Raw genomic sequence first — 22,876 nt, forward strand, 5'->3', positions numbered from 1 at the left:
TGTTGTGAGGGTGAGATGGGGGCAATGCCCCCACCCCGTCAGCCCTGCGCCTTCAGCTCCAGCCGCCGGGCATGCAGCACCGGCTCGGTATAGCCCGAGGGCTGCACCCGGCCTTTGAACACCAGATCGCAAGCCGCCTGGAACGCGACGCCATCAAATTCGGGCGCCATCGGCCTGTAGGCCGGATCGCCCGCGTTCTGGCGGTCCACAACCTCGGCCATCTTCTTCATCGCCGCCATCACCTGTGCCTTGCTGACCACCCCGTGATGCAGCCAATTGGCCAGCGCCTGACTGCTGATCCGGCAGGTGGCGCGGTCCTCCATCAGGGCCACGTCGTTGATGTCCGGCACCTTCGAGCAGCCAACCCCCTGATCGACCCAACGCACCACGTAGCCAAGGATGCCTTGCGCGTTGTTCTCGATCTCGCGCGTCACCTCGTCGGCAGGCAGGTTGCGCCCGCTCATCAGCGGAATGGTCAGAAGATCATCCAGCGTGCCGCGCGGGCCGCCCTTGGCGATTTCCTCTTGCCGCGCGGCCACGTCCACCTTGTGGTAATGCGTCGCATGTAGCACCGCCGCCGTCGGGCTGGGCACCCAGGCACAGTTCGCGCCGGCCTCCGGATGGCCAATCTTGGCCTCCAGCATGTCGGCCATGCGATCGGGCATCGCCCACATCCCTTTGCCGATCTGCGCCCGCCCGCGGAACCCGCAAGCCAGCCCGATATCGACGTTGCGATCCTCGTAGGACGCGATCCAGGGGGTCGATTTCATCTCGCCCTTGGGCAGCATCGGCCCCGCCTCCATGCTGGTGTGGATCTCGTCTCCGGTGCGGTCCAGGAAGCCGGTGTTGATGAACGCCACCCGCGACTTGGCCGCGCGGATGCATTCGCGCAGGTTGACGCTGGTGCGGCGTTCCTCGTCCATGATGCCGATCTTGACGGTGTTTTGCGGCAGGCCAAGGATTTGCTCCACGCGGGCAAATATCTCGTCGGCGAATGCCACCTCGGCCGATCCGTGCATCTTGGGCTTGACCACGTAGACACTACCGCAATCACTGTTGCCACCCTCGCGGCGCAGATCGTGCATGGCAATGGCCACCGTCACCAGCGCATCCATCAGCCCCTCGCCGATCTCGTTCCCGTCGCGATCCAGGATCGCCGGGTTCGTCATCAGGTGCCCGACATTGCGCACCAACATCAGCGAGCGACCCTTCAGCCGCCCCGTGCCGCCATCGGGCGCCGTATAGGCGATGTCATCGGCCAGGCGCCGGGTGAACCGCGTGCCGCCCTTGTCCACCTCCTCGGCCAGGTCTCCTTTCATCAGGCCCAGCCAGTTTTCATAGGCCGCGACCTTGTCCTCGGCATCGACGCAGGCCACCGAATCCTCGCAATCCATGATCGTGGACAGGGCGGATTCCAGGCGGATATCGGAAATGCCGGCCGCATCGGACGCGCCGATCTGGCTGCCTGGGTCAATATCCACGATGATATGCAGCCCATGACGGCGCAAAACCACGCCCTGCGGGGCGTCGGCCGCGCCGATATACCCGGCGAAACACCCCGGATCGGCCAGCGCGGGCGAAAGCGCCCCGCTCTCGATCGAAAGCGCGCTCACATCGGCCCAGCTTCCTTGCGCCAATGGCACGGCATCGTCCAAAAACGCGCGGCCCCACGCGATCACCCGATCACCGCGCGCCGCGTCATAGCCCCCCTTGGGCGGCAAATCGCCCAGCGCATCGGTGCCATACAGCGCATCATAGAGCGAGCCCCACCGCGCATTCGCCGCGTTCAGGGCAAAGCGCGCGTTGGTGATCGGCACCACCAGTTGCGGCCCCGCCACCGTTGCAATCTCAGGGTCGACGCCCGTTGTATCGATCTCGAAATCGCCGCCGTCAGGCTCGATATACCCTATTTCCTTGAGGAAGGCGTGATACTCCGCCGCATCATGCGCCTGCCCGGCGCGCGCGGTGTGCCACTCGTCGATCTGCCGCTGCACCTTTTCGCGCCGCTCCAGTAGCGCGCGGTTCTGCGGCCCCATGTCATGCACCAGCCCGGAAAAGCCCTTCCAGAAGGTGCCCGCCTCCACGCCGGTGCCCGGCAGGGCGTGCTCTTCTATGAAGGCGACCAGTTCCGCCGCCACTTGTAGGCCGTTCTTGTCGATCCGCTGAGTCATGCTTCCCTCCTCGCACTGGTTGCACCATAACGCTTAGTCGGGAAGTTTCCGATAGGCAACAGGACTGGTCAAAAAAGCTTACCAATAATCAAAGGCGGGCGCCCCTCCGACGATGTCCGCCCAAACAGTCGCGCCGGATGCGACCATGAAAAACCTCTGCCCCGGATGCTCTTTTGGCGGCGCGCGACATTGCAGCTCCGCCCGCGCCGCCCTACCCTCGCGCCCGCAATCCAACGGGAGTCGCCCACGATGAAAGATGCCGCACCGCAGACCATCTATCTTTCCGATTACACGCCGCCAGCCTTCCTGGTGGATAGCGTCCACCTGACCTTCCGCCTCGATCCGGAAAAGACCCGCGTGATCAGCAAGGTGGATTTCCGCCCCAACCCGCAAGCCAAATCGCGCGCGTTCTCTCTGCATGGCGAAGGGCCGGCCCTCCAATGGGCGCGCATCGACGGGCGCGATGTCACGCCCGAAATCACCGAGACCGGCCTGACATGCGAGGTGCCCGACGCTCCCTTCACATGGGAGGCCGAGGTCGAGATCAATCCCGCCGCCAACACCGCGTTGGAGGGGCTGTATACCTCGAACGGCATGTATTGCACGCAATGCGAGGCCGAAGGCTTTCGCCGCATCACCTACTACCCCGACCGCCCCGACGTGATGGCCCCCTTCACCGTGCGGATCGAGGGGTCCGATCCGGTGCTGCTGTCCAATGGCAACCCCCTGAATAGCGGGCCGGGCTGGGCGGAATGGCACGATCCGTGGCCGAAACCGGCCTACCTGTTCGCGTTGGTCGCGGGCGATCTGCGCGCGCATGAGGGAAGTTTCACCACCCGGTCGGAGCACGAGGTGGCGCTCAATGTCTGGGTGCGGCCCGATGACATCGGCAAATGCGCCTTCGCCATGGAATCGCTCAAGAAATCCATGCAGTGGGACGAAGAAAAGTACGGCCGCGAATACGATCTGGACGTGTTCAACATCGTCGCCGTCGATGATTTCAACATGGGCGCGATGGAAAACAAGGGGCTCAACATCTTCAACTCCTCGGTGGTGCTGGCCAGCCCCGAAACCTCGACCGATGCCACGTTCGAGCGGATCGAGGCGATCATCGCGCACGAGTATTTCCACAACTGGACAGGCAACCGCATCACCTGCCGCGACTGGTTCCAGCTCTGCCTCAAGGAGGGGCTGACGGTGTTCCGCGACGCGCAGTTCACCGCCGACATGCGCAGCGCGCCCGTCAAACGGATCGGCGACGTGATCGACCTGCGCGCGCGCCAGTTCCGCGAGGATTCGGGCCCCTTGGCGCATCCCGTCAGGCCCGACAGTTTTGTCGAGATCAACAATTTCTACACCGCCACGGTCTATGAAAAAGGCGCCGAGGTGATCGGCATGCTCAAGACGCTTGTCGGCGACGAGGCATACTTCCGCGCGCTCGATCTGTATTTCGACCGCCACGATGGCCAGGCCTGCACGATCGAGGACTGGCTCAAGGTGTTCGAGGACGCAACCGGGCGCGACCTGTCGCAGTTCAAGCGCTGGTATTCGCAGGCCGGCACGCCGCGCCTTTCGGTCGAGGAAGAGTTCGCGGATGGCACCTATACCCTGACCTTTGAACAGCACACACCGCCCACCCCCGGTCAGCCCGACAAGGCGCCGCAGGTGATCCCGATCGCGGTCGGGTTGCTGGGACCGAACGGCGACGAGGTGCAGCCCACCACCGTGCTGGAGATGACGCAGGCGCGGCAGAGCTTTACCTTCGACGGCCTTGGCGCGCGGCCCGTCCCGTCGATCCTGCGCGGCTTCTCGGCACCGGTGACCGTGACGCGCGACAGCAGCACCAATGAGCGCGCCTTCCTGCTGGCGCATGACACCGACCCGTTCAACCGCTGGGAGGCGGGGCGCGACCTGGCGCGCGAGACGCTGATGCGCATGGCACAGCATGGTGGCGCGCCCGATCGCGGCTATCTCGATGCGCTGGCCGCGGTGCTGCGCGATGATACGCTCGACCCCGCCTTTCGGGCACTGGCCCTGCGCCAGCCCGGGCAAGACGACATCGCCCGCGCCCTGCACGAGGCCGGGCACACCCCCGACCCCGAGGCCATCTTCCACGCCGCCGACCGCTTCGGCGCGGCGTTGGCCGAGCACCTCAAGGACACGCTGCACGCGCTCTACACCGCTATGGACGTGCCCGGCCCCTACCGCCCCGACGCCGATGATGCCGGCCGACGTGATCTGCAAAACGCCGCGCTGGCGCTCAAGACGCGGCTCGACGGCGGCGCGGCGGCGCGCGCGCAATTCGCCGCCGCCGGCAACATGACCCAGCAGCTTGGCGCGCTGTCGTCGCTGATGGCGCAGGGGCTGGGCGATGCAGAGAACACCGCCTTCGCCGAACAATGGCACGATGACCGGCTGGTCATGGATCGGTGGTTCGCGCTGCAAGTCGCCCATGCCCGGCTGGAGCAGGCACCGAAAACGGCAGCCCAAATGACCGCACGCAGCGATTTCAACCTCAAGAACCCCAACCGCTTTCGCGCCGTGTTCGGCGCGCTGGCGGGCAATGCGGGCGGCTTTCACGCGGCCAGCGGCGCGGGCTACGAGCTACTGGCCGATTGGCTGATCCGGCTGGACCCGATCAACCCGCAAACCACCGCCCGCATGTGTGCCGCGTTCCAGACATGGCCGCGTTATGATGCGGACCGCCAGGCGCGGATCAAGGCGGCGCTGCACCGTATTCAGAACGCCCCCTCGCTCAGCCGTGACACCGCCGAAATGGTGGCGCGCATCCTGGGGGACTAGGCGATGAGCCTGCGCCACGACGCCCGCGCCCGCCGCCCGCGCACCGTGCTGGTGCTGCTGGGGGTGTGGGCCGGGCTGGCGGCGCTTTGGTGGGCCCTGGATGCGACGTGGTGGATCGTGGCGGCGCTGGCGCTGTTCACACTGCCCGCCCTGTGGGAGGTGATCACCGACCGCCGCGCAAGCCTGCACCTGCAAGATGGCAACCTGCATTGGCGCGACGGCGCGCTCGGCGATAGCGTTGCGCTGGATGCGCTCGACCATGTCCGCTTTGACACGCGGTTGGACATGTCGGTGCGCGTGACGCTGATCCTGAGCGACGGGCGGCGCATCCGCCTGCCCCATGCCAGCCTGCCGCCGCACCGCGCGTTCGAGACCGCGCTGAAATCCGCCGGGGTCGCCACGCGGCGCCACCACTTCCGCGCGCTGTGACGGCTGCGGGGGCGCAGCCCTCTTGCCCCTTTAGCGCCCCTGTCCTAGAAGGCAGTCACGCGACACAAGGACATGTGACCATGCTCGACCTGACCTATGCCCCCCCGAAACCCAAGGTGATCGCAGGCGCGAAGCACGACTGGGAACTCGTGATCGGGATGGAAGTGCACGCGCAGGTAGCCAGCCGCGCCAAGCTGTTTTCCGGTGCCTCGACCCAGTTCGGCGCCGAGCCGAACTCGAACGTATCCTTCGTCGACGCGGCGATGCCCGGCATGCTGCCGGTGATCAACGATTTCTGCGTCGAACAGGCGGTGCGCACCGGGCTGGGCCTGAAGGCGCAGATCAACCTGTGGTCGGCCTTTGACCGCAAGAACTATTTCTACCCCGACCTGCCGCAGGGCTACCAGATCAGCCAACTTTATCACCCGCTGGTGGGCGAGGGCGAGATCCTGGTGGACATGGAGCCCGGCATCGCCCGCAAGGTGCGGATCGAGCGCATCCACATGGAACAGGACGCCGGCAAGTCGATCCACGACATGGACCCGAACATGTCCTTCGTGGACCTGAACCGCACCGGCGTGGCCCTGATGGAGATCGTCAGCCGCCCCGACATCCGCGGCCCTGAAGAGGCGGCCGCTTATGTCACCAAGCTGCGCCAGATCCTGCGCTACCTGGGCACCTGCGACGGCAACATGCAAAACGGCAACCTGCGCGCCGATGTGAACATCTCGGTCTGCCGGCCAGGCGATTACGAGAAATACATGGAAAGCCAGGATTTCAGCCACCTCGGCACTCGCTGCGAGATCAAGAACATGAACTCCATGCGCTTTATCCAGCAGGCGATCGAGCATGAGGCCCGCCGCCAGATCGCGATCCTCGAAGGCGGCGGCGAGGTGGTGCAGGAGACCCGCCTTTACGATCCCGACAAGGGCGAGACGCGCTCGATGCGGTCCAAGGAAGAGGCGCACGACTACCGCTATTTCCCCGATCCCGACCTGCTGCCGCTGACGATCGAACAGGCTTGGGTGGACGAGATCGAGGCCAACCTGCCCGAATTGCCGGACGAGAAGAAGGCGCGCTTCATCCGCGACTATGGCGTGACCGAATATGACGCCAGCGTTCTGACCGCCGACCTGGACCTGGCCGCCTATTTCGAGGACTCGGTCGGCGCAGGGGACGGCAAGAAAACCGCCAACTGGGTCATCAACGAGGTGCTGGGCCGCGCCAACAAGGCCGAGGTCACGGCACGCGAGATCGCCACGCCGCAGGCCAATGCCGAGATCCTGGCGATGGTCGCAAATGACGAGATATCGACCAAGATCGCCAAGGATGTGCTGGAAATCCACATCGAGACCGGCCGCGCCCCGGCCGAGATCGTCGAGACCGAGGGCATGAAGCAGGTCACCGACACCGGCGCGATCGAGGCGGCGGTGGACCAGATCATCGCCGACAACCCCGCGCAGGTGGAAAAGGCGAAGGTGAACCCGAAACTGGCCGGCTGGTTCGTGGGGCAGGTGATGAAAGCAACCGGCGGCAAGGCCAACCCAAAGGCCGTGAACGAGATCGTGCAGGCCCGCCTGGAGCTTTAGCAACCCGCCCTGATCCGGCGGAGCGCCCCTTGCGGGGCGCGCATGCTGCATTGGCGCGCGTGCCGCGCGCGGGTGGGGGCGCAGCCCCCGCCGCGCCTGCGGCGCGTCCCCACCCCCCGGAGTATTTTGCGAAGGTGAAGGTGCCTTTCCCTTTGCAATCAGGGGCTGGCGCGCCCTACCCTCGCGCCGCGACAAGACCAACGAAGGAGACCCGTAGATGAGCACGCCCGCGCCTTTCACCTGTTCCGCCATGGAAGTCGAGAAGGATTGGATCGACTATAACGGTCATATGAACATGGCCTACTACAATGTCCTGTTCGATCGCTGCGCGGACCAAGCGTATGAAAAGCTCGGGCTGGGCCCCGATTACGCGTCGAGCCGCCATTTGACGACCTACACGGCCGAGTTTCACATCTGTTACGTGCGCGAGCTGCATCTGGGGCACAAGGTGCATGGCACGTTCCAACTGCTGGATCATGATGAAAAGCGGTTCCACACCTTTCAGGAGCTGTGGCACGAGGATGGCTGGCTTGCCGCGACGGGCGAGGCGTTGACCCTGCATATCGACATGACCGGCCCCCGCGTCGCGCCGTTCCCCGAGGATATCCATGCGGCGGTCTCGGAGATGATGCGGGCGCACACGGATCTGCCCCGCCCCGAGCGGGCCGGTCGTTCGATCGGAATACGCCGCAAGTGAGGCGCGCCCAAACGGACGCCTCGCGCCACGAAACATACGTTTTGTACGTTTCAGCCCCTTCTGCACCGCGCCGGGCGCTGCTAGGCTGCGCCGATGCGCATCAAGACGGAAAGGCCCCTGCCTGATGTATGAATACAAGGTGATTCCCGCCCCGGAGCGGGCCGACAGGATCAAGGGGCTCAAGCGCCCCGAAGACCGGTTTGCCCACAAAGTCGAGGAAGTTCTCAATGACATGGCCGCGGCAGGATGGTCGTTTCTGCGGGCCGAAAGCCTGCCGGGCGAAGAACGCCGCTTGCTGCGCAGCCAGAGCATGGTTCACAATATCCTGGTGTTCTACCGCGAGATCGGATCGGACGAGCAAACGGATGCGGCCCCTTCCGTCGCCCCCGACACCAGCCTGGACAGCACACCGCCGCTCAGCGGGGCGTTTCGGCACGATCCCGGGCCGCCGGAGCCGCAGCTCGAATCGCCCGGGCGGGCAAATGATGATGACGAGGAGGAGGAGCGGAGGAGCTGATCACGACTCCAGCTCAAGCGCGAGCGCGTGAATCCGGCCGATCAGTCCCGGCCCGAGGGCAGCGTGCACCGCGCGATGCCGCTCCAGCCGCGACTGCCCCTTGAACGCATCCGCGCGCATCCTAACTCTGAAGTGGCTGCCACCGCCCTCGGTGTAACCGGCATGCCCGCGATGCGCCTCACTTTCATCAATAACTTCAATGTGTTGTGGATTGAATACGTTTTTCAGCGCGTCTCGAATCTCGTCTGAAATGGGCATAATTTTTTGTCCTCACCCCTTTATCCCGGCGGCAAATAGGTTAAACTCCTGCCTCCCAATTGCAAAGGTGTTCCGATGGCCAAGACCGACCCATTCGGCTTCGACATGTCAGTTTCTTCCGCGAAGAAGAAGAACCCGCGCGGGCAGCGCGGGATGACCGGAGCGTTCGAGACGTCGCAGCGCGTGTGCGAACACGAGGGGTGTCAGGAGCCAGGTAAATATCGCGCGCCCAAGGCGCCCGATGTGCTGGATGACTTTTATTGGTTCTGCAAGGATCATGTGCGCGAATATAACCTCAAATGGAACTTCTTCGACGGCACCACCGAGGCCGAGTTGAACGCGCAAATGTCCAAGGACAAGGTCTGGGACAGGCAGACGAAACCCATGTCCGACCCGGAGGCGCGGGCTTGGGCTCGGTTGGGGATTGAAGATCCTCATGAGGTGCTGGGCGAAAATGCGACGCGCAATCCGGGCAAGTCGGTGACCGGGCAGACCCGGCGCCTGCCCCCGACGGAGCGGCGCGCGATCGAGATCCTGGAGGCCCGCGATCATTGGACGAAGGCCGAAGTTCGCAAGGCATACAAGGCACTTATCAAGGTTTTGCACCCCGACATGAACGGCGGCGACCGCAGCCAGGAAGAGCAGCTTCAGCAGGTTGTCTGGGCCTGGGATCAGATCAAGGACAGCCGCAGCTTCAAGTGATTGCAGGCCCCGGCGGACGGGGCCTTAACGATTGGCGTTTCGTCCCAAACGGACGTCTCAAGCGATGAAGCGTCCGTTTTGTACATAGCGATTCGGCGCTATCCGGTGGCCCTTGCGCGCGCCGCCGACGACAGCTTTCTGCCGTCGCGCATGTTCAACCCCATCAACCCCAGGTTGATCGCGCCGACCAAAAGCTCGACCCCCTGAACCAACGCGAAACCGGCATCAAAACGACCGGCCTCGGCGTTAACCGCAAGGTAGATCGCGCACGGAATCAGGACCAGAACGCCGTTGCCCGCGATGACCGGCATGCGCAGCCGCTTGGCCCGCGTGAGGGCGTCCTTGCGCCGCTGCCCGAGACGAAAGCCCGTCGCGCCCGTCACCATCAGCGCAGGCACGAGCAGCAGCAGCCCCCAAAGCACCCCGCGCTTGACCGCGACGATGGTCGCGACGGGCATGAACGCCTCGGACAGAACGGTGGAGATCCAGAAGGTCAGGATGGTCAGAAAGGCCACGGTCGCGGCGGCGGCATGGACACGGACAAGCATGGGGCGCTCCTTTTCAAACAAACAATATAGCTTGCTATATTATGTAGCATAGCTTGCTATGTTTTTGCAATATGCCGCCATGACATTCGATAAATCCGCATCGGCCGGCTACCTGGCCAACCACATGGCACGGCTGTTCGCGCGGGGCCTGCGCGCCCGGATCGAGCCGCTGGGCCTGACGGTAGGGCAATTCCCCGTCATGCTGGAATTGTGGGAGGGGGACGGCCTGACGCAGAAGGAATTGCGCGTGCGGCTGGACATCGAACAGGCCACCATCGCCAACACGCTAAACCGGATGGAGCGCGACGGCCTGATCCGGCGCACGCGCAATGAGGGCGACGCGCGGGTGCAGCGCGTTTGGCTGACCGAGCGCGCGCGCACCTTGCGCGCGCCTGCCTACGCCGCCGCCACGGCGCAAAACGCGGCCGCGCTGGCGTCGCTAACGGAAGCCGAACGCGCCCGGTTCCTGCACGACATGGAGCGGGTCATCGCCTCCATGCAGGAGAGCGAAGGGGGCTAGGCCCTGCGCCCTTTGCAGGTCGTGGAGGGCCTTGATGATCTGAGTTTGCCGCGCGGACGTGCGCGGTCACGCGGCCTTGAACACCAGCGATACGCCGTTGATGCAGTGGCGCTTGCCTGTGGGCTCTGGTCCATCGTCGAAGATGTGGCCAAGGTGGCTGCCGCAGCGGCGGCAGTGGCATTCGGTGCGCGTGGTAAAGAGGGTGTTGTCCTCTTTCGTGCCGATGGCGTTCGGCAGCGCCTTCCAGAAGCTGGGCCAGCCTGTGCCGCTATCGAACTTGTGCTCGGACGAATACAGCGCCAGATCGCAGCCCTTGCAGTGATAAAGGCCGGGATCGTAATTCTTGTCCAATGGCGAGGTGAAGGCGCGCTCGGTGCCTTCCTCGCGCATGACGTAGTATTCGGTTTCCGTCAGCATCTCTTTCCACTCCGCCTCGGTGCGGGTGAATTCAAAGCTTTCTGCGGCGTTTCCCTGGCCTGCCCACCGGATGCCGGCGAAACCGCCAGCCCCGGCAAGCGCCACGGCGGCCGTGATGAAGGATCGTCGTTGCATGGCTCTTCTCCCTTGTCCGGTATCAAATGTGGCGTGCCGCCCGCGGTTCCGCAATCACGGGCGACACACATTCACGTGACGTGGGCTGCGCCCCGACGGGGGAAGGCCGGAGGCGCCCTTACCCCTTACATCGCGGGCAACAGGACCGTGTCGACCACGTGAATGACGCCGTTCGACTGCTCGACATCGGCAATCGTCACGGTGGCCGAGCGGCCGCGCTCATCTTCGAGCGTGATGGTGTCGCCGTCATAGCGCGCCTGCAGGGTGCAGCCGCCAACCGTCGGCACCGGGTGCATGCCGCCGTCGTCGTCGATCATGCCCATGATGGCATTCGACATCGCATCGGCCGCGACGACATGGCAGGTCAGCACCTTTTGCAGTGCCGCCTTGTTTTCCGGCTTCAGCAGGGTTTCGACGGTGCCCGATTGCAGCATCGAGAACGCATCATCGGTGGGGGCGAACACGGTGAACGGCCCCTCGCCCTGCAGGGTTTCGACCAGGCCTGCGGCCTTGACCGCGGCGACCAGCGTTTCGTGGTCTTTCGAGTTCACGGCGTTTTCGACGATGTTTTTGTCGGCATACATCGGCGCGCCGCCCACCATGGGGTTATCCGCCAGGGCGGTTCCGGCGCTCAGGCCAAGGGCTGCGATCATGGGGATCAGTGTCTTGATGGTCATTTTCTTTCCTCCAGTTGCGTGTTTGTCCGCCGCCTTTTGGCGACGGTCAGGGGCAGACACGGGCGAAGCGGGGAAAGAGTTTCAGATCCAGTGCGATTTTTTTCGCGGCGGGGCGTCAGGGCGCGATCAGGCGTTCCGCCAACGCCACGTCGGCGGGCGTGTTCAGGTTGAAGAACGGATCGACGGCGCGCGCTTCGAACGGCACCTGCATGGCGTTTTGCGCCGCGGCCCACGCCATCAGGCGGCGATTGCCGGCGTCCAGCGCGGCGCGCAGATCGGCACGGGCGTGCACCGGCCACAGGCCGGCGGTGGGGTGCGCGCGCATCTGGCCGCTGGCATCCGGGCTGGCGGCGATGGCGGCGCCCTGCCCCGCCCCATGTCCTGCCGCACGCGCAAGGCGCGCGGCAAGGTCGTGCGGCAAAAACGGCGTATCCACGGCAACCGACAGGACCGCATCCGCGCCATTGGCCGCGGCCCAGTCCATCCCGGCCAGCAGCCCCGCCAGCGGCCCGGGGTGATCCGGCATCGCGTCGGGCAGCACCGGCAGGCCAAAGCGGGCAAAGCGGGACGCATCGCCATTGGCGCTAAGGGCAAGGTCCGCGCATTGCGGCGCCAGGCGGGCGATCACGTGATCCAGAAGCGGCCTGCCCGCCAGCAGGCACAGCGCCTTGTCGGCATGGCCCATGCGCCGCCCCTGCCCCCCGGCAAGGATCACGGCAGGCAGGCGGCGGGGGAAGGCGTGGGGCATGGGCGATGTTCCTGGCGGTGTGGCGCTGCAGTCTGCCCGCCGCGCGCGCCGGGATCAAGTCAGGCGCGCATGCGCTGCGGCGGGGTTTGCGCCGCCCGCATCATCGCCGCCGCGCCGTCCAGCATCCGGTTGGAAAAGCCCCATTCGTTGTCATACCACGCGACCACCCGCACCATGCCCCCGGCGGTGACATGCGTCTGCGCCAGCGCAAACACCGAGCTGTGGGGGTTGTGGTTGAAATCGGATGACACCAGCGGCTTGTCGCTGACCGACAGGATGCCGTTCAGGCGGCCTTGGGCGGCGGCGGTGACGGCGGCATTCACGTCCTCGGCGCTAGCCGCGCGGGTGGGCATAAAGGTCAGGTCCACCATTGACACGTTGGGCGTGGGCACCCGGATGGCCGAGCCGTCAAGCCGCCCCTTCAGCTCTGGCAGGACCAGCCCCACCGCGCGCGCCGCCCCGGTCGAGGTGGGGATCATCGACATCGCCGCGCCGCGCGCGCGGTAGAGGTCCTTGTGCATGGTGTCCAGCGTCGGCTGATCGCCGGTGTAGCTGTGCACCGTGGTCATGTAGCCGGTCTCGATCCCAAACGCCTCGTGCAGCACCTGCGCCACCGGCGCGAGGCAGTTGGTGGTGCACGACGCGTTCGACACGATCCGGTCATCGGCGGCCAGCGTGTCGTCGTTGACACCCACCACGATGGTGCGGTCCGCATCCGGCGACGGCGCCGAGATCAACACCCGGCCCGCCCCCGATTGCAGATGCGCGGCGGCCTTGTCGCGGGCGGTGAACACGCCGGTGCATTCCAGAACCACGTCCACATCGCCCCACGGCAGGGCCGCGGGATCGCTTTCCGCGGTGACGCGGATGGCGTGGCCGTTCACCACCAGGGTGTCGCCCTCAACCGCGATATCGGCGTTCAGGTGGCCGTGGACGCTATCGAATTCCAACAGGTGCGCGTTGGTCTCCACGGGGCCCAGGTCGTTGATCGCGACGATCTCGATATCATCGCGCCCCGATTCCACCCAAGCGCGCAACGCGCCACGGCCAATACGTCCGAACCCGTTGATTGCCAGCTTGATGGTCATGTGCATCTCCTTTGGTTTCCGGCGCTGCTAGCGCTAACAACGTCGGGCGATTTCGGTCGTCGGACACCACCCCGGTACCCGTCATTGCGGCGGCGCGGTCACACGCTAAGCGTGGCCGCGACCGCCCTTTTCCATGTGTCTGTCTTGGCGGCGCGGGTGCCTTCGTCCATCTGCGGATCAAAGCGCCGCTCAAGCGCCCATTGCGCGGCAAAGCCGTCCATGTCGGGGTAAACCCCCGCCTGCATACCCGCCAGCCATGCCGCGCCGAGCGCGGTCGTCTCCAATACCTCGGGCCGGTCCACCGGCGCGTCAATGATGTCGGACAGGAATTGCATCGTCCAATCCGATGCCGACATGCCGCCATCGACGCGCAGCACCCCCTCGCTGGCGGCGTCGTTCCAGTCGGAATGCATCGCGGCCAGCAGATCGCGCGTCTGGTAGCCGACGCTTTCCAGCGCCGCGCGGGCCAGTTCCTCGGGGCCCGAACTGCGGGTCAGCCCGTAAATCGCGCCGCGGCATTCGGCGTTCCAGTATGGCGCGCCCAGCCCGGTAAACGCGGGCACCAGCACCACGTTCTGGTGCGGATCGGCGCGTTCTGCCAATGGCTGCGTCTCGCGCGCCTCGCGGATGATCTTGAGGCCGTCGCGCAGCCATTGCACCACCGCCCCGGCGATAAAGATCGACCCCTCCAGCGCATAGGTCGGCTTGCCGCCCATCTGATAGGCGATGGTGGTCAGCAGCCGGTTTTCCGACACCACCGGCGTCGCCCCGGTATTGAGCAACGCGAAACAGCCCGTGCCATAGGTCGATTTCATCATGCCGGGCGTAAAACAGGCCTGCCCGACGGTGGCGGCCTGTTGATCGCCGGCAACACCGCGAATGGGGATTTCGCGCCCGAACAGATCGGCGCGGGTGACGCCGAAATCATCGGCGCTATCGCGCACCTCGGGCAGCATCGCGGTGGGGATCTCAAGCAGCTCGCACATGGTGCTGCTCCAACGGCCCTTGCGGATGTCATAAAGCAGCGTGCGCGCGGCGTTGGTGGCGTCGGTGGCGTGCACCTTGCCGCCGGTCAGGTGCCAGATCAAAAAGCAATCGACCGTACCGAACAGCAGCTCGCCCTTCTCGGCACGGGCGCGGGCACCGTCGACACTGTCGAGGATCCATTTCAGCTTGGTGCCCGAAAAATACGGGTCCAGCAGCAGACCGGTGCGGTCGCGGACCATGTCCTCGTGCCCGGCCTCGCGCAAGGCGCGGCACATCGCGCCGGTGCGCCGGTCCTGCCAGACGATGGCGTTATGGACGGGCTTGCCGGTGTCGCGGTCCCACACGATGGTGGTTTCGCGCTGGTTGGTGATGCCGATGGCGGCAATGTCGTTGGCCGACAAGCGCGCGCGCTCGATCACGTTGCGGCAGGTTCCGGCGGTCGAGGACCAGATATCGGAGGGATCATGTTCGACCCAGCCGGAATCGGGATAATGCTGTGCAAATTCTTCTTGCGCGGTGGCGACAAGCTTCATCTTGCTGTCGAACAGAATGGCACGGCTTGATGTCGTGCCCTGGTCGATGGCGAGAATATGCGTGCTCATGTCCGGCCTTTCCGCAATGGCCGAGCGCGCGCCGATTGTGCGGCCGCCCGGCAGGATTGTTTGTGTCAAGGGCGGCCGGGGCCCCACCGCGCGCGGCAAGGCCCCGGCCAGGTTTAATCTTATTGCCACGAGGCCAGCAGATCGTCGTACTTGACGGTCTTCGGCTCGGGCTTTTCATTGTCCAGCTCGGGCTTGGGCGCGCCGGGCTGGTTCAGCCAGTACTCGGGATCGCGTTCCTCGTTGAGCTTGGGACCAAGTTCGCCCTGAATGCCCGCGCGTTCAAGACGCTCAAGAACACGCTCTTGCTGTTCGCACAGGCTATCGAGCGCTTCTTTCGCGGTTTTCGCGCCCGAAGAGGCATCGCCGATGTTCTGCCACCACAGCTGTGCCAGCTTGGGGTAGTCGGGGATGTTGGTGCCGGTGGGCGACCAACGGGTCCGCGCCGGGGAGCGGTAGAACTCGACCAGACCGCCCAGTTTCGGAGCCCGCTCGGTAAAGCTGTCGTGGTTGATCGTGGATTCGCGGATGAAGGTCAGGCCGGTGTGGCTTTTCTTCACGTCCACGGTCTTGGAAATCACGAACTGCGCATAGAGCCATGCGGCCTTGGCGCGGTCCACGGGCGTGGATTTCATCAAGGTCCACGATCCGGCGTCCTGGTAGCCGACCTTCATGCCCTCTTCCCAGTAGGCGCCGTGGGGGCTGGGTGCCATGCGCCACTTGGGCGTGCCATCGTCGTTCAGCACGGCCTCGGCCCCGTCACCCACCATGTCGGCGGTGAACGCGGTGTACCAGAACATCTGCTGTGCGATGTTGCCCTGCGCGGGGATCGGGCCGGCCTCGCCAAAGGTCATGCCGGCAGCCGCTGGCGGCGTGTAATTGTTCAGCCAGTGGGTATATTTCTCGATCGCGTACACAGCGGCCGGGCTGTTGGTGGCACCGCCACGATCCACGCAGGAGCCGGTCGGCTGGCTATCCTCGTTGACGCGGACGCCCCATTCGTCCACCGGCAGGCCGTTCGGCTCGCCCGTGTCGCCCATGCCGGCCATCGACATCCACGCATCGGTAAAGCGCCAGCCAAGGCTGGGGTCCTTCTTGCCGTAGTCCATGTTGCCATAGACTTCCTTGCCGTCGATGGTGCGGCCGGTGAAGAACTCGGCGATGTCCTCGTAGGCGGACCAATTCACCGGCACGCCGAGGTCATAGCCGTATTCATCCTTGAATTCGGCCTGGAGATCGGGGTCGTTGAACCAGTCGTAGCGGAACCAGTAGAGGTTCGCGAACTGCTGCGTGGGCAGTTGGTAGAGCTTGCCATCGGGGCCGGTGGTGAACTCGGTCCCGATGAAATCGTCGAGGTCCAGCGTCGGGCTGGTGACGTCGGCCCCCTCGCCCGCCATCCAGTCGGTCAGGTTACGCACCTGCTGATAGCGCCAGTGCGTACCGATCAGGTCCGAGTCGTTGACATAAGCGTCGTAGATATTCTCGCCCGACTGCATCTGCGTTTGCAGCTTTTCAACGACGTCGCCCTCGCCGATCAGGTCATGGGTGACGTTGATGCCGGTGATCGCGGTGAACGCGGGCGCCAGCACCTTGGACTCGTACTCATGGGTGGTGATGGTTTCCGACACGACGCGGATATCCATGCCCTCGAAGGGCTCGGCCGCATCGACGAACCATTGCATCTCGGCTTCCTGATCGGCGCGCGAGAGCGTGGACATGTCCCCGATCTGCTCGTCCAGGAACGCGCGGGCGGCCTCCATGTCGGCGAAGGCGGGGCTGGCGAATATCGCCAATGCCATGCCCACGGCTGTGGTGGATTTGAAATTCAGGTTCATTGGTTTCCTCCCTTGGAACCGTTGGTTGGTTTTTGAGCGGGGCGCTTTTGTGCGCGCCCCGGCGGTTGGGCCTGCCCTATACCCAGCGGAACACCGCCGCGGCATAGATCAGGCAGACGATCAGCGCGTAAGGTTGATGCGCGCCGATGAGACCGAGCCAGGCCAGGTTGATGAAGGCCGAGCCCAGAAGCGTCATGAACAGGCGATCGCCGCGCGTCGTCTCGATACGCAAGATGCCCACGCGCGGCGTTTCGGGATGGCGCAGCGTAATGATCGTGAAGATCACCAGCAGCGCCGCGATGACGGCGAAAAAGATTGCCGTCGGCAGGGTCCAGGCCATCCAGCTCATTGTGGTATCTCCTCTACGGCAGTCTCAGACGCGATAAGTTGCAATGCGGCCGTCCGGCGCAAGTCGGGCCGCGCCCGACCTCCCCCAGGAGGGCGCGTTGGCGATGCCGCACACACCCCGCGCGGCGTGAATGCTTCGGGGTGCTGGCGCGAACCAACGGGAAGGACTGCGCCCTCCAGGTCGGGCGCGGCCCGGCTCAAACCTTGGTGTGGCGCCGCGATCATCACACCCTCCCCAGGGCAAAGCCCTTGGCGATGTAGTTGCGCACGAAGTAGATCACCAACGCGCCCGGGATGATCGTCAGCACCCCGGCCGCCGCCAGCACGCCCCAGTCAAGGCCCGAGGCCGATACCGTGCGCGTCATGGTGGCCGCGATCGGCTTGGCCTCGACCGAGGTCAGCGTGCGCGACAGCAGCAGCTCGACCCACGAGAACATGAAGCAAAAGAACGCCGCCACGCCGATGCCACTGGCGATCAGGGGCATGAAGATCTTCACGAAGAAGCGGCCAAAGCCGTAGCCGTCGATATAGGCGGTCTCGTCGATTTCCTTGGGCACGCCGCGCATGAACCCCTCAAGGATCCAGACCGCCAGCGGCACGTTGAACAGGGTATGCGCCAGTGCCACCGCGATATGCGTGTCAAAAAGGCCCACCGACGAATACAGTTGAAAGAACGGCAGCGCGAACACCGCCGGCGGCGCCATCCGGTTGGTCAGCAGCCAGAAGAACAGGTGCTTGTCCCCGACAAAGCTGTAGCGGCTGAAGGCATAGGCCGCCGGCAGCGCCACCGCGACCGAGATCACCGTGTTCATCGTCACGTAGATGATCGAATTGACATAGCCCATGTACCACGACGGATCGGTCAGGATGGTGGCGTAGTTCTGAAACGTCAGGTCCTGCGGCCAGAGCGAGAAGGTGCCGAGGATCTCGGCATTGGTCTTCAGGCTCATGTTCACCAGCCAATAAATCGGCAGCATCAGGAACAGCAGATAGAGCGTCATCACCACGGCGCGGCCCTTGATGCGCGGCAGGCTGCGCTCGCTGCGCGGGGCGGCTGCGGGGGTTACGGTTGCATCGGCCATCACACGCCATCCTTTTTGTCGAGGTTGGTCATCACGGTGTAGAACACCCACGAAATCAGCAGGATCACGAGGAAATACATGATCGAGAACGCCGCCGCCGGACCCAGGTCGAACTGCCCCAACGCCATCTTGACCAGGTCAATCGACAGGAAGGTGGTGGCATTGCCGGGCCCGCCGCCGGTGAGAACGAAGGGTTCGGTATAGATCTTGAAGCTGTCCATGAACCGCAAGAGGATCGCGATCGTCAGCACGCCCGACATCTTGGGCAGCTCGATATAGCGGAACACCTTCCAGCGGCTCGCCTGGTCGATCTTGGCGGCCTGGTAATAGGCATCGGGGATGGATTGCAGCCCCGCATAGGCCAACAGCGCCACCAGCGATGTCCAGTGCCAGACATCCATCACGATCACCGTGCCCCAGGCCGACAGGAAATCCTGCGTGTAGTTGTAGGGGATGTTCAAACTGTCCAGCACATAGCCCAGCAGCCCGATATCGACGCGGCCGAAGATCTGCCAGATGGTGCCGACCACGTTCCACGGGATCAGCAGCGGCAGCGACATCACCACCAGGCAGAACGACGCCCACGCGCCGCGCTTGGGCATGTTCAGCGCCACGATGATGCCCAGCGGCACCTCGATCGCAAGGATTATGGCGGAGAACGCCGCCTGACGACCCAGCGCGCTCCACATCCGCTCGGATTCGAGCAGCATCGAGAACCATTCGAACTTGTTTTCGAGCGGGTAAAACTCGCCGGCGAAGGCATCCTGAATGGCGTAGTTAACCACCGTCATCAGCGGGATCACCGCCGAGAACGACACCAGCACCAGCACCGGCAGAACCAGCAACCATGCCTTTTGATTAAGCGTCTTTTCCATTACGCGGCCTCCCCTGCTGGTCCGGTTTGCCCGCCATCGGGCGCGATGCGCCAATCATCGGCATAGACGTTGATGCGCGCCGGATCGAACCGCACGCGGGTCATGTCGGGGCCGATATTTTGCCCCTCGCGGGCGATGACGTTCAGCTCGGTGCCAAAGAAATCGGCGCGCACGATCTTGTGGCGGCCGACATCCTCGACCCGGCGGATCTTGACCGGCAAGCCGTCGTTTTCCGTCAGCTCGGCAAACTCGGGGCGCACGCCGATCTCGACCTTGCCGCCCGGCGCGCCGTAGCCATGGCCCAGCGGCACCTCGGAGCCATTGATATGCGCGGTGCGCCCCTCGACGCGGGCGGGGATGACGTTCATCCCGGGCGAGCCGATGAAATAGCCCACGAAGGTGTGATCGGGGCGCTCGAACAGCTCTTCGGGCGTGCCGATCTGCACCACGCGGCCGTCATGCATGACCACCACCTTGTCGGCGAATGTCAGCGCCTCGGTCTGGTCATGGGTGACGTAGATCATGGTGTGGCCAAACTCGTGATGCAGCGACTTGAGCTGCGTGCGCAGCTCCCATTTCATATGCGGGTCGATCACGGTTAGCGGCTCGTCGAACAGCAGCGCATTTACGTCCTCGCGCACCATGCCGCGGCCAAGGCTGATCTTTTGCTTGGCATCCGCAGTCAGGCCGCGCGCCTTGCGGCCAAGCTGTTCTTCCATGCCGATCATGCGCGCGATCTGCTGCACACGGTTGGCTATATAGGTAGGGTCGGCGCCCCGGTTCCGCAGCGGAAACGCCAGGTTGTCGCGCACGCTCATGGTGTCGTAGACCACCGGAAACTGAAACACCTGCGCGATGTTGCGCGCCGCCGTGGGCGCATCCGTCACGTCCACCCCATCGAACAGAACGCGCCCCTGGCTGGGCCGGAGCAGCCCCGATATGATGTTCAGCAGCGTGGACTTGCCACACCCCGACGCGCCAAGCAGGGCATAAGCCTCGCCGTCGTTCCAGTCGTGGTTCAGCTCCTTGAGCGCGAAATCCTCTTCCCGCGTGGCGCCGGGAAGGTAGGAATGCGCCAGGTTATCAAGCGTTATCTTTGCCATCTTCGCGTCCTCCCTCAGGCCGCCAGCGCGTAGGCGGCCGGCGCCACCAGCGCGCCATCCTCGCCAAACACATAGACATGCGACGGGTCCAGGTAGACCGCCAACCGCGCGCCGATTTCCAATGCGTGAATGCCATGCACCTGCCCGACCCAACGCTCGCCGTGGTGATTGAGGTGCACAAACGTCTCCGAGCCGGTCAGCTCGGTCACCACCAGTTCCGCGTCGAACTCCATCGCGGTGTCGCTGTGGCGGTTGATCTCCAGGTGGTTGGGCCGGAACCCGGCGGTATAGCGCCCATCCTCCAGATCGGCCAACGGGCCACTGGCGGGCACTGCCTGCCCATCGCCGAACAACAGCTTGCCGCCGGTCTTGGACACCGACAGGAAATTCATCGGCGGGTCGGAAAACACCCGCGCCGTGGTGGCGTCCACCGGCTTGCGGTAGACATCGGGCGTCGGGCCAAACTGCGTGATCCGACCCTGCCACAAGGTGGCGGTATTGCCGCCCAGAAGCAGTGCCTCTTCGGGCTCGGTGGTGGCATAGACGAAGATGCTGCCGGCTTCCTCGAATATGCGCGGGATCTCGATGCGCAGCTCCTCGCGCAGTTTGTAATCCAGGTTGGCCAGTGGCTCGTCCAGCAGCACAAGACCGGCATCCTTGACCAGCGCCCGCGCCAGCGCGCAGCGCTGCTGCTGTCCGCCCGACAGCTCCAGCGGCTTGCGCTCCAGCATGCCATCCAGCTTCATCAGCTCGGCCGACTTGCGTACCGCATCGTCGATCTCGGATTTAGACTTGCCCAGCAGGCGCATGGGGCTGGCGATGTTTTCATACACCGTCATCGACGGGTAGTTGATGAATTGCTGGTAGACCATCGCAACGGCGCGGTCCTGCACGCGGCGGCCGGTCACATCCTCGCCGTTCCAGCGGATGCGCCCCGTGGTCGGCACATCCAGCCCCGCCATCAGCCGCATCAGCGATGTCTTGCCCGCGTTGGTAGGGCCAAGCAGCACGTTCATCGTGCCGTTTTCAAGCGTCAAATCAGTAGGATAGATATGCGTTCGGCCCTTGACGACCGTCGATACCCCTTCCAGCGCAAGTGTCATCGTGTCTCTCTCCCTATCCGGTTGCCGTGGCGCGGGATGGCTGGCCCTCGGCCCGCTCGGTCTGCATCCAGTCATCCAGCCGCGCGGCCTGCTCGTCTGTCAATCGCAGGCCCAGCTTTGAGCGGCGCCACAGCACATCATCGGCACGCCGGGCAAATTCATGACGCATCAGCCACGCAACTTCGCGCGCATGCAGCGTGGCGCCGAAATCTTCGCCCAGGTCGTCCTCGCTGTTTGCGTCGCCCAGCATCCTCTCGGCCTCGCTGCCATATGCCTTGACCAGCCGACGCGCCCACGCCTCCCCAAGGAAGGCATACCGCTGGCATAGCCGCGCGATCAGGTCGTCCACACCATCGACCGGAAAATCCCCGCCCGGCAAGGGTACACCCGCTGTCCATGCCTTGCCCTTTCCGGCAAAGAACGGCGCGATCTGCTCCATCGCGGCCTCGGCCAGGCGGCGATATGTGGTGATCTTGCCGCCGAACACGTTGAGCAGCGGCGCGCGTCCGTCCGCCTCGTCCAGCTTGAGCACGTAATCGCGCGTTGCGGCGGTGGCGGAACTGACCCCGTCATCGTAAAGCGGCCGCACCCCCGAATAGGTCCACACGACATCGTCGTCGGTGACCGGCGTCTTGAGGTAGGCGCTCGCGAAGTCCAGCAGGTAGCGGCGCTCCTCCGGCGTGCATTCGGGCGGTTGCGAGGGGTCGGGATGATCGGCGTCGGTGGTGCCGATCAGGGTGAAATCCCCCTCGTAGGGGATGGCGAATATGATCCGGCCATCGACCCCCTGAAAGAAATAGCAGCGGTCGTGATCATAAAGCTTGCGAGTCACGATATGGCTGCCCCGCACCAGCCGCACGCCGTGGCGCGAGTTGATCCGCGTGATGTTGCGGATCACGTACTCGACCCACGGACCGGCGGCGTTAACCAGCATCCGCGCGTATTGCGCGCGGGTCTCGCCGGTCTGGGCATCCTCCAGCGTGATGCGCCACAGATCCCCCTCGCGCGTGGCCGATGTCACCCGCGTGCGCGGCATGATGCGGGCGCCGCGCGCCTCGGCGTCGCGGGCATTCAGCACCACTAGGCGCGAATCCTCGATCCAGCAGTCGGAATACTCATACGCCTTGGTGAATCGCGATTGCAGGGCGCGGCCCGCTGGATCCGTCTCAAGATCCACGGTGCGCGTCGGCGGCAGGATCTTGCGCCCGCCCATGTGATCATAAAGGAAAAGGCCCAGCCGGATCAGCCACGCGGGCCGCCGCCCCTTCATCCACGGCATCACGATATTCAACAGCTTCGAGGTCGGCGTTTCCCCCTCGAAGCGCATATCGGGGTGATACGGCAGCACGAAACGCATCGGCCAACTGATATGCGGCATCGCGCTAAGCAGCACTTCGCGCTCGATCAGGGCCTCGCGCACGAGGCGGAATTCGAAATACTCAAGGTAGCGAAGCCCGCCGTGGAACAGCTTGGTCGAGGCCGAGGACGTCGCCGACGCCAGGTCGTTCATCTCGGCCAGCGCGACCGACAAGCCGCGCCCCGCCGCATCGCGCGCAATTCCGCAGCCGTTGATGCCGCCACCGATGACGAACAGATCGACCACATCCATGTCTTGCGCGTTCGACGACACTTTGGCCTCCCCTCCA

At 64.7% G+C, this 22,876-nt stretch carries 22 protein-coding genes; 7 read left to right on the forward strand and 15 right to left on the reverse strand.

The window, feature by feature from the left end:
- Positions 1-38: 38 nt before the first annotated feature.
- Positions 39-2,171, reverse strand: a complete 2,133-nt coding sequence (locus G568_RS0101020) for a malate synthase G (protein ID WP_026756295.1) — start codon at positions 2,169-2,171, stop codon at positions 39-41.
- Between the two features lie 249 nt (positions 2,172-2,420).
- Between G568_RS0101020 and pepN the strand changes: the two genes are divergently transcribed.
- The 5 genes from pepN to G568_RS19595 all read left to right on the forward strand — a co-directional run bounded on the left by pepN (position 2,421) and on the right by G568_RS19595 (position 8,205).
- Positions 2,421-4,973, forward strand: coding sequence for an aminopeptidase N (gene pepN, locus G568_RS0101025; protein ID WP_026756296.1), 2,553 nt, complete (start codon positions 2,421-2,423; stop codon positions 4,971-4,973).
- Positions 4,974-4,976: 3 nt separating this feature from the next.
- Complete coding sequence (locus G568_RS0101030) at positions 4,977-5,402, forward strand: hypothetical protein (protein ID WP_026756297.1); 426 nt, start codon at positions 4,977-4,979, stop codon at positions 5,400-5,402.
- Between the two features lie 80 nt (positions 5,403-5,482).
- Positions 5,483-6,991 (forward strand): Asp-tRNA(Asn)/Glu-tRNA(Gln) amidotransferase subunit GatB, encoded by a 1,509-nt coding sequence (gene gatB, locus G568_RS0101035; protein WP_026756298.1) that lies wholly within the window; start codon positions 5,483-5,485, stop codon positions 6,989-6,991.
- A gap of 217 nt (positions 6,992-7,208) precedes the next feature.
- Positions 7,209-7,688 carry a thioesterase family protein gene (locus G568_RS0101040; RefSeq protein ID WP_026756299.1) on the forward strand — a complete coding sequence of 160 codons (480 nt, stop codon included), beginning with the start codon at positions 7,209-7,211 and terminating at the stop codon, positions 7,686-7,688.
- Between the two features lie 124 nt (positions 7,689-7,812).
- Positions 7,813-8,205 carry a DUF4177 domain-containing protein gene (locus tag G568_RS19595; protein WP_051202563.1) on the forward strand — a complete coding sequence of 131 codons (393 nt, stop codon included), beginning with the start codon at positions 7,813-7,815 and terminating at the stop codon, positions 8,203-8,205.
- On the opposite strand, the gene G568_RS0101050 is transcribed toward G568_RS19595, so the two are convergent.
- Positions 8,206-8,463 (reverse strand): BolA family protein, encoded by a 258-nt coding sequence (locus G568_RS0101050; RefSeq protein WP_026756300.1) that lies wholly within the window; start codon positions 8,461-8,463, stop codon positions 8,206-8,208.
- Between the two features lie 75 nt (positions 8,464-8,538).
- On the opposite strand from G568_RS0101050, the gene G568_RS0101055 reads away from it, so the two are divergent.
- Positions 8,539-9,165, forward strand: a complete 627-nt coding sequence (locus G568_RS0101055; RefSeq protein WP_026756301.1) for a J domain-containing protein — start codon at positions 8,539-8,541, stop codon at positions 9,163-9,165.
- 98 nt (positions 9,166-9,263) lie between these two features.
- Here G568_RS0101055 and G568_RS0101060 read toward each other — a convergent pair whose 3' ends face one another.
- Positions 9,264-9,713 carry a hypothetical protein gene (locus G568_RS0101060; protein ID WP_026756302.1) on the reverse strand — a complete coding sequence of 150 codons (450 nt, stop codon included), beginning with the start codon at positions 9,711-9,713 and terminating at the stop codon, positions 9,264-9,266.
- Between the two features lie 79 nt (positions 9,714-9,792).
- Between G568_RS0101060 and G568_RS0101065 the strand changes: the two genes are divergently transcribed.
- Positions 9,793-10,233, forward strand: a complete 441-nt coding sequence (locus G568_RS0101065) for a MarR family winged helix-turn-helix transcriptional regulator (RefSeq protein WP_037373498.1) — start codon at positions 9,793-9,795, stop codon at positions 10,231-10,233.
- 66 nt (positions 10,234-10,299) lie between these two features.
- Here G568_RS0101065 and msrB read toward each other — a convergent pair whose 3' ends face one another.
- The 12 genes from msrB to glpD all read right to left on the reverse strand — a co-directional run bounded on the left by msrB (position 10,300) and on the right by glpD (position 22,839).
- Positions 10,300-10,785, reverse strand: coding sequence for a peptide-methionine (R)-S-oxide reductase MsrB (gene msrB, locus G568_RS0101070; RefSeq protein WP_026756304.1), 486 nt, complete (start codon positions 10,783-10,785; stop codon positions 10,300-10,302).
- Positions 10,786-10,910: 125 nt separating this feature from the next.
- A complete protein-coding gene (locus G568_RS0101075) occupies positions 10,911-11,462 on the reverse strand; it encodes a fasciclin domain-containing protein (protein WP_026756305.1) in 552 nt (183 codons plus the stop codon).
- Between the two features lie 115 nt (positions 11,463-11,577).
- The gene (gene mobA, locus G568_RS0101080; RefSeq protein ID WP_037373444.1) at positions 11,578-12,210 is read right to left on the reverse strand and encodes a molybdenum cofactor guanylyltransferase MobA; all 633 of its coding nucleotides are present in this window, start codon (positions 12,208-12,210) and stop codon (positions 11,578-11,580) included.
- 59 nt (positions 12,211-12,269) lie between these two features.
- Entirely contained in the window at positions 12,270-13,298 is a 1,029-nt protein-coding gene (gene gap / locus G568_RS0101085) for a type I glyceraldehyde-3-phosphate dehydrogenase (RefSeq protein ID WP_026756307.1), read from the reverse strand.
- A 98-nt stretch (positions 13,299-13,396) separates the two neighbouring features.
- The gene (gene glpK, locus G568_RS0101090; protein ID WP_037373446.1) at positions 13,397-14,887 is read right to left on the reverse strand and encodes a glycerol kinase GlpK; all 1,491 of its coding nucleotides are present in this window, start codon (positions 14,885-14,887) and stop codon (positions 13,397-13,399) included.
- Between the two features lie 119 nt (positions 14,888-15,006).
- Positions 15,007-16,719, reverse strand: a complete 1,713-nt coding sequence (locus G568_RS0101095; protein WP_026756309.1) for an ABC transporter substrate-binding protein — start codon at positions 16,717-16,719, stop codon at positions 15,007-15,009.
- 76 nt (positions 16,720-16,795) lie between these two features.
- Positions 16,796-17,068, reverse strand: coding sequence for a DUF2160 domain-containing protein (locus G568_RS0101100; RefSeq protein WP_026756310.1), 273 nt, complete (start codon positions 17,066-17,068; stop codon positions 16,796-16,798).
- Between the two features lie 223 nt (positions 17,069-17,291).
- Positions 17,292-18,149: a carbohydrate ABC transporter permease gene (locus G568_RS0101105; RefSeq protein WP_026756311.1), complete on the reverse strand. Its 858-nt coding sequence runs from the start codon at positions 18,147-18,149 to the stop codon at positions 17,292-17,294.
- Entirely contained in the window at positions 18,149-19,024 is an 876-nt protein-coding gene (locus G568_RS0101110; protein WP_026756312.1) for a carbohydrate ABC transporter permease, read from the reverse strand. The genes G568_RS0101105 and G568_RS0101110 overlap by 1 nt, the downstream gene beginning before the upstream one ends.
- Positions 19,024-20,127 carry an ABC transporter ATP-binding protein gene (locus G568_RS0101115; protein WP_026756313.1) on the reverse strand — a complete coding sequence of 368 codons (1,104 nt, stop codon included), beginning with the start codon at positions 20,125-20,127 and terminating at the stop codon, positions 19,024-19,026. Before G568_RS0101115 ends, G568_RS0101110 begins: the two co-directional genes overlap by 1 nt.
- 14 nt (positions 20,128-20,141) lie before the next feature.
- Positions 20,142-21,230 carry an ABC transporter ATP-binding protein gene (locus G568_RS0101120; RefSeq protein ID WP_026756314.1) on the reverse strand — a complete coding sequence of 363 codons (1,089 nt, stop codon included), beginning with the start codon at positions 21,228-21,230 and terminating at the stop codon, positions 20,142-20,144.
- Between the two features lie 13 nt (positions 21,231-21,243).
- A complete protein-coding gene (glpD, locus tag G568_RS0101125; RefSeq protein ID WP_037373502.1) occupies positions 21,244-22,839 on the reverse strand; it encodes a glycerol-3-phosphate dehydrogenase in 1,596 nt (531 codons plus the stop codon).
- Positions 22,840-22,876: the final 37 nt, after the last annotated feature.

This window comes from Sediminimonas qiaohouensis DSM 21189 (assembly GCF_000423645.1).
In the GTDB taxonomy this organism is placed as follows: domain Bacteria; phylum Pseudomonadota; class Alphaproteobacteria; order Rhodobacterales; family Rhodobacteraceae; genus Sediminimonas; species Sediminimonas qiaohouensis.

Coding starts and splice junctions, on each gene's coding strand:
- G568_RS0101020 (WP_026756295.1), bottom strand. CDS start 2,171: ATGACTCAGCGGATCGACAAGAACGGCCTACAAGTGGCGGCGGAACTG.
- pepN (WP_026756296.1), top strand. CDS start 2,421: ATGAAAGATGCCGCACCGCAGACCATCTATCTTTCCGATTACACGCCG.
- G568_RS0101030 (WP_026756297.1), top strand. CDS start 4,977: ATGAGCCTGCGCCACGACGCCCGCGCCCGCCGCCCGCGCACCGTGCTG.
- gatB (WP_026756298.1), top strand. CDS start 5,483: ATGCTCGACCTGACCTATGCCCCCCCGAAACCCAAGGTGATCGCAGGC.
- G568_RS0101040 (WP_026756299.1), top strand. CDS start 7,209: ATGAGCACGCCCGCGCCTTTCACCTGTTCCGCCATGGAAGTCGAGAAG.
- G568_RS19595 (WP_051202563.1), top strand. CDS start 7,813: ATGTATGAATACAAGGTGATTCCCGCCCCGGAGCGGGCCGACAGGATC.
- G568_RS0101050 (WP_026756300.1), bottom strand. CDS start 8,463: ATGCCCATTTCAGACGAGATTCGAGACGCGCTGAAAAACGTATTCAAT.
- G568_RS0101055 (WP_026756301.1), top strand. CDS start 8,539: ATGGCCAAGACCGACCCATTCGGCTTCGACATGTCAGTTTCTTCCGCG.
- G568_RS0101060 (WP_026756302.1), bottom strand. CDS start 9,713: ATGCTTGTCCGTGTCCATGCCGCCGCCGCGACCGTGGCCTTTCTGACC.
- G568_RS0101065 (WP_037373498.1), top strand. CDS start 9,793: ATGACATTCGATAAATCCGCATCGGCCGGCTACCTGGCCAACCACATG.
- msrB (WP_026756304.1), bottom strand. CDS start 10,785: ATGCAACGACGATCCTTCATCACGGCCGCCGTGGCGCTTGCCGGGGCT.
- G568_RS0101075 (WP_026756305.1), bottom strand. CDS start 11,462: ATGACCATCAAGACACTGATCCCCATGATCGCAGCCCTTGGCCTGAGC.
- mobA (WP_037373444.1), bottom strand. CDS start 12,210: ATGCCCCACGCCTTCCCCCGCCGCCTGCCTGCCGTGATCCTTGCCGGG.
- gap (WP_026756307.1), bottom strand. CDS start 13,298: ATGACCATCAAGCTGGCAATCAACGGGTTCGGACGTATTGGCCGTGGC.
- glpK (WP_037373446.1), bottom strand. CDS start 14,887: ATGAGCACGCATATTCTCGCCATCGACCAGGGCACGACATCAAGCCGT.
- G568_RS0101095 (WP_026756309.1), bottom strand. CDS start 16,719: ATGAACCTGAATTTCAAATCCACCACAGCCGTGGGCATGGCATTGGCG.
- G568_RS0101100 (WP_026756310.1), bottom strand. CDS start 17,068: ATGAGCTGGATGGCCTGGACCCTGCCGACGGCAATCTTTTTCGCCGTC.
- G568_RS0101105 (WP_026756311.1), bottom strand. CDS start 18,149: ATGGCCGATGCAACCGTAACCCCCGCAGCCGCCCCGCGCAGCGAGCGC.
- G568_RS0101110 (WP_026756312.1), bottom strand. CDS start 19,024: ATGGAAAAGACGCTTAATCAAAAGGCATGGTTGCTGGTTCTGCCGGTG.
- G568_RS0101115 (WP_026756313.1), bottom strand. CDS start 20,127: ATGGCAAAGATAACGCTTGATAACCTGGCGCATTCCTACCTTCCCGGC.
- G568_RS0101120 (WP_026756314.1), bottom strand. CDS start 21,230: ATGACACTTGCGCTGGAAGGGGTATCGACGGTCGTCAAGGGCCGAACG.
- glpD (WP_037373502.1), bottom strand. CDS start 22,839: ATGGATGTGGTCGATCTGTTCGTCATCGGTGGCGGCATCAACGGCTGC.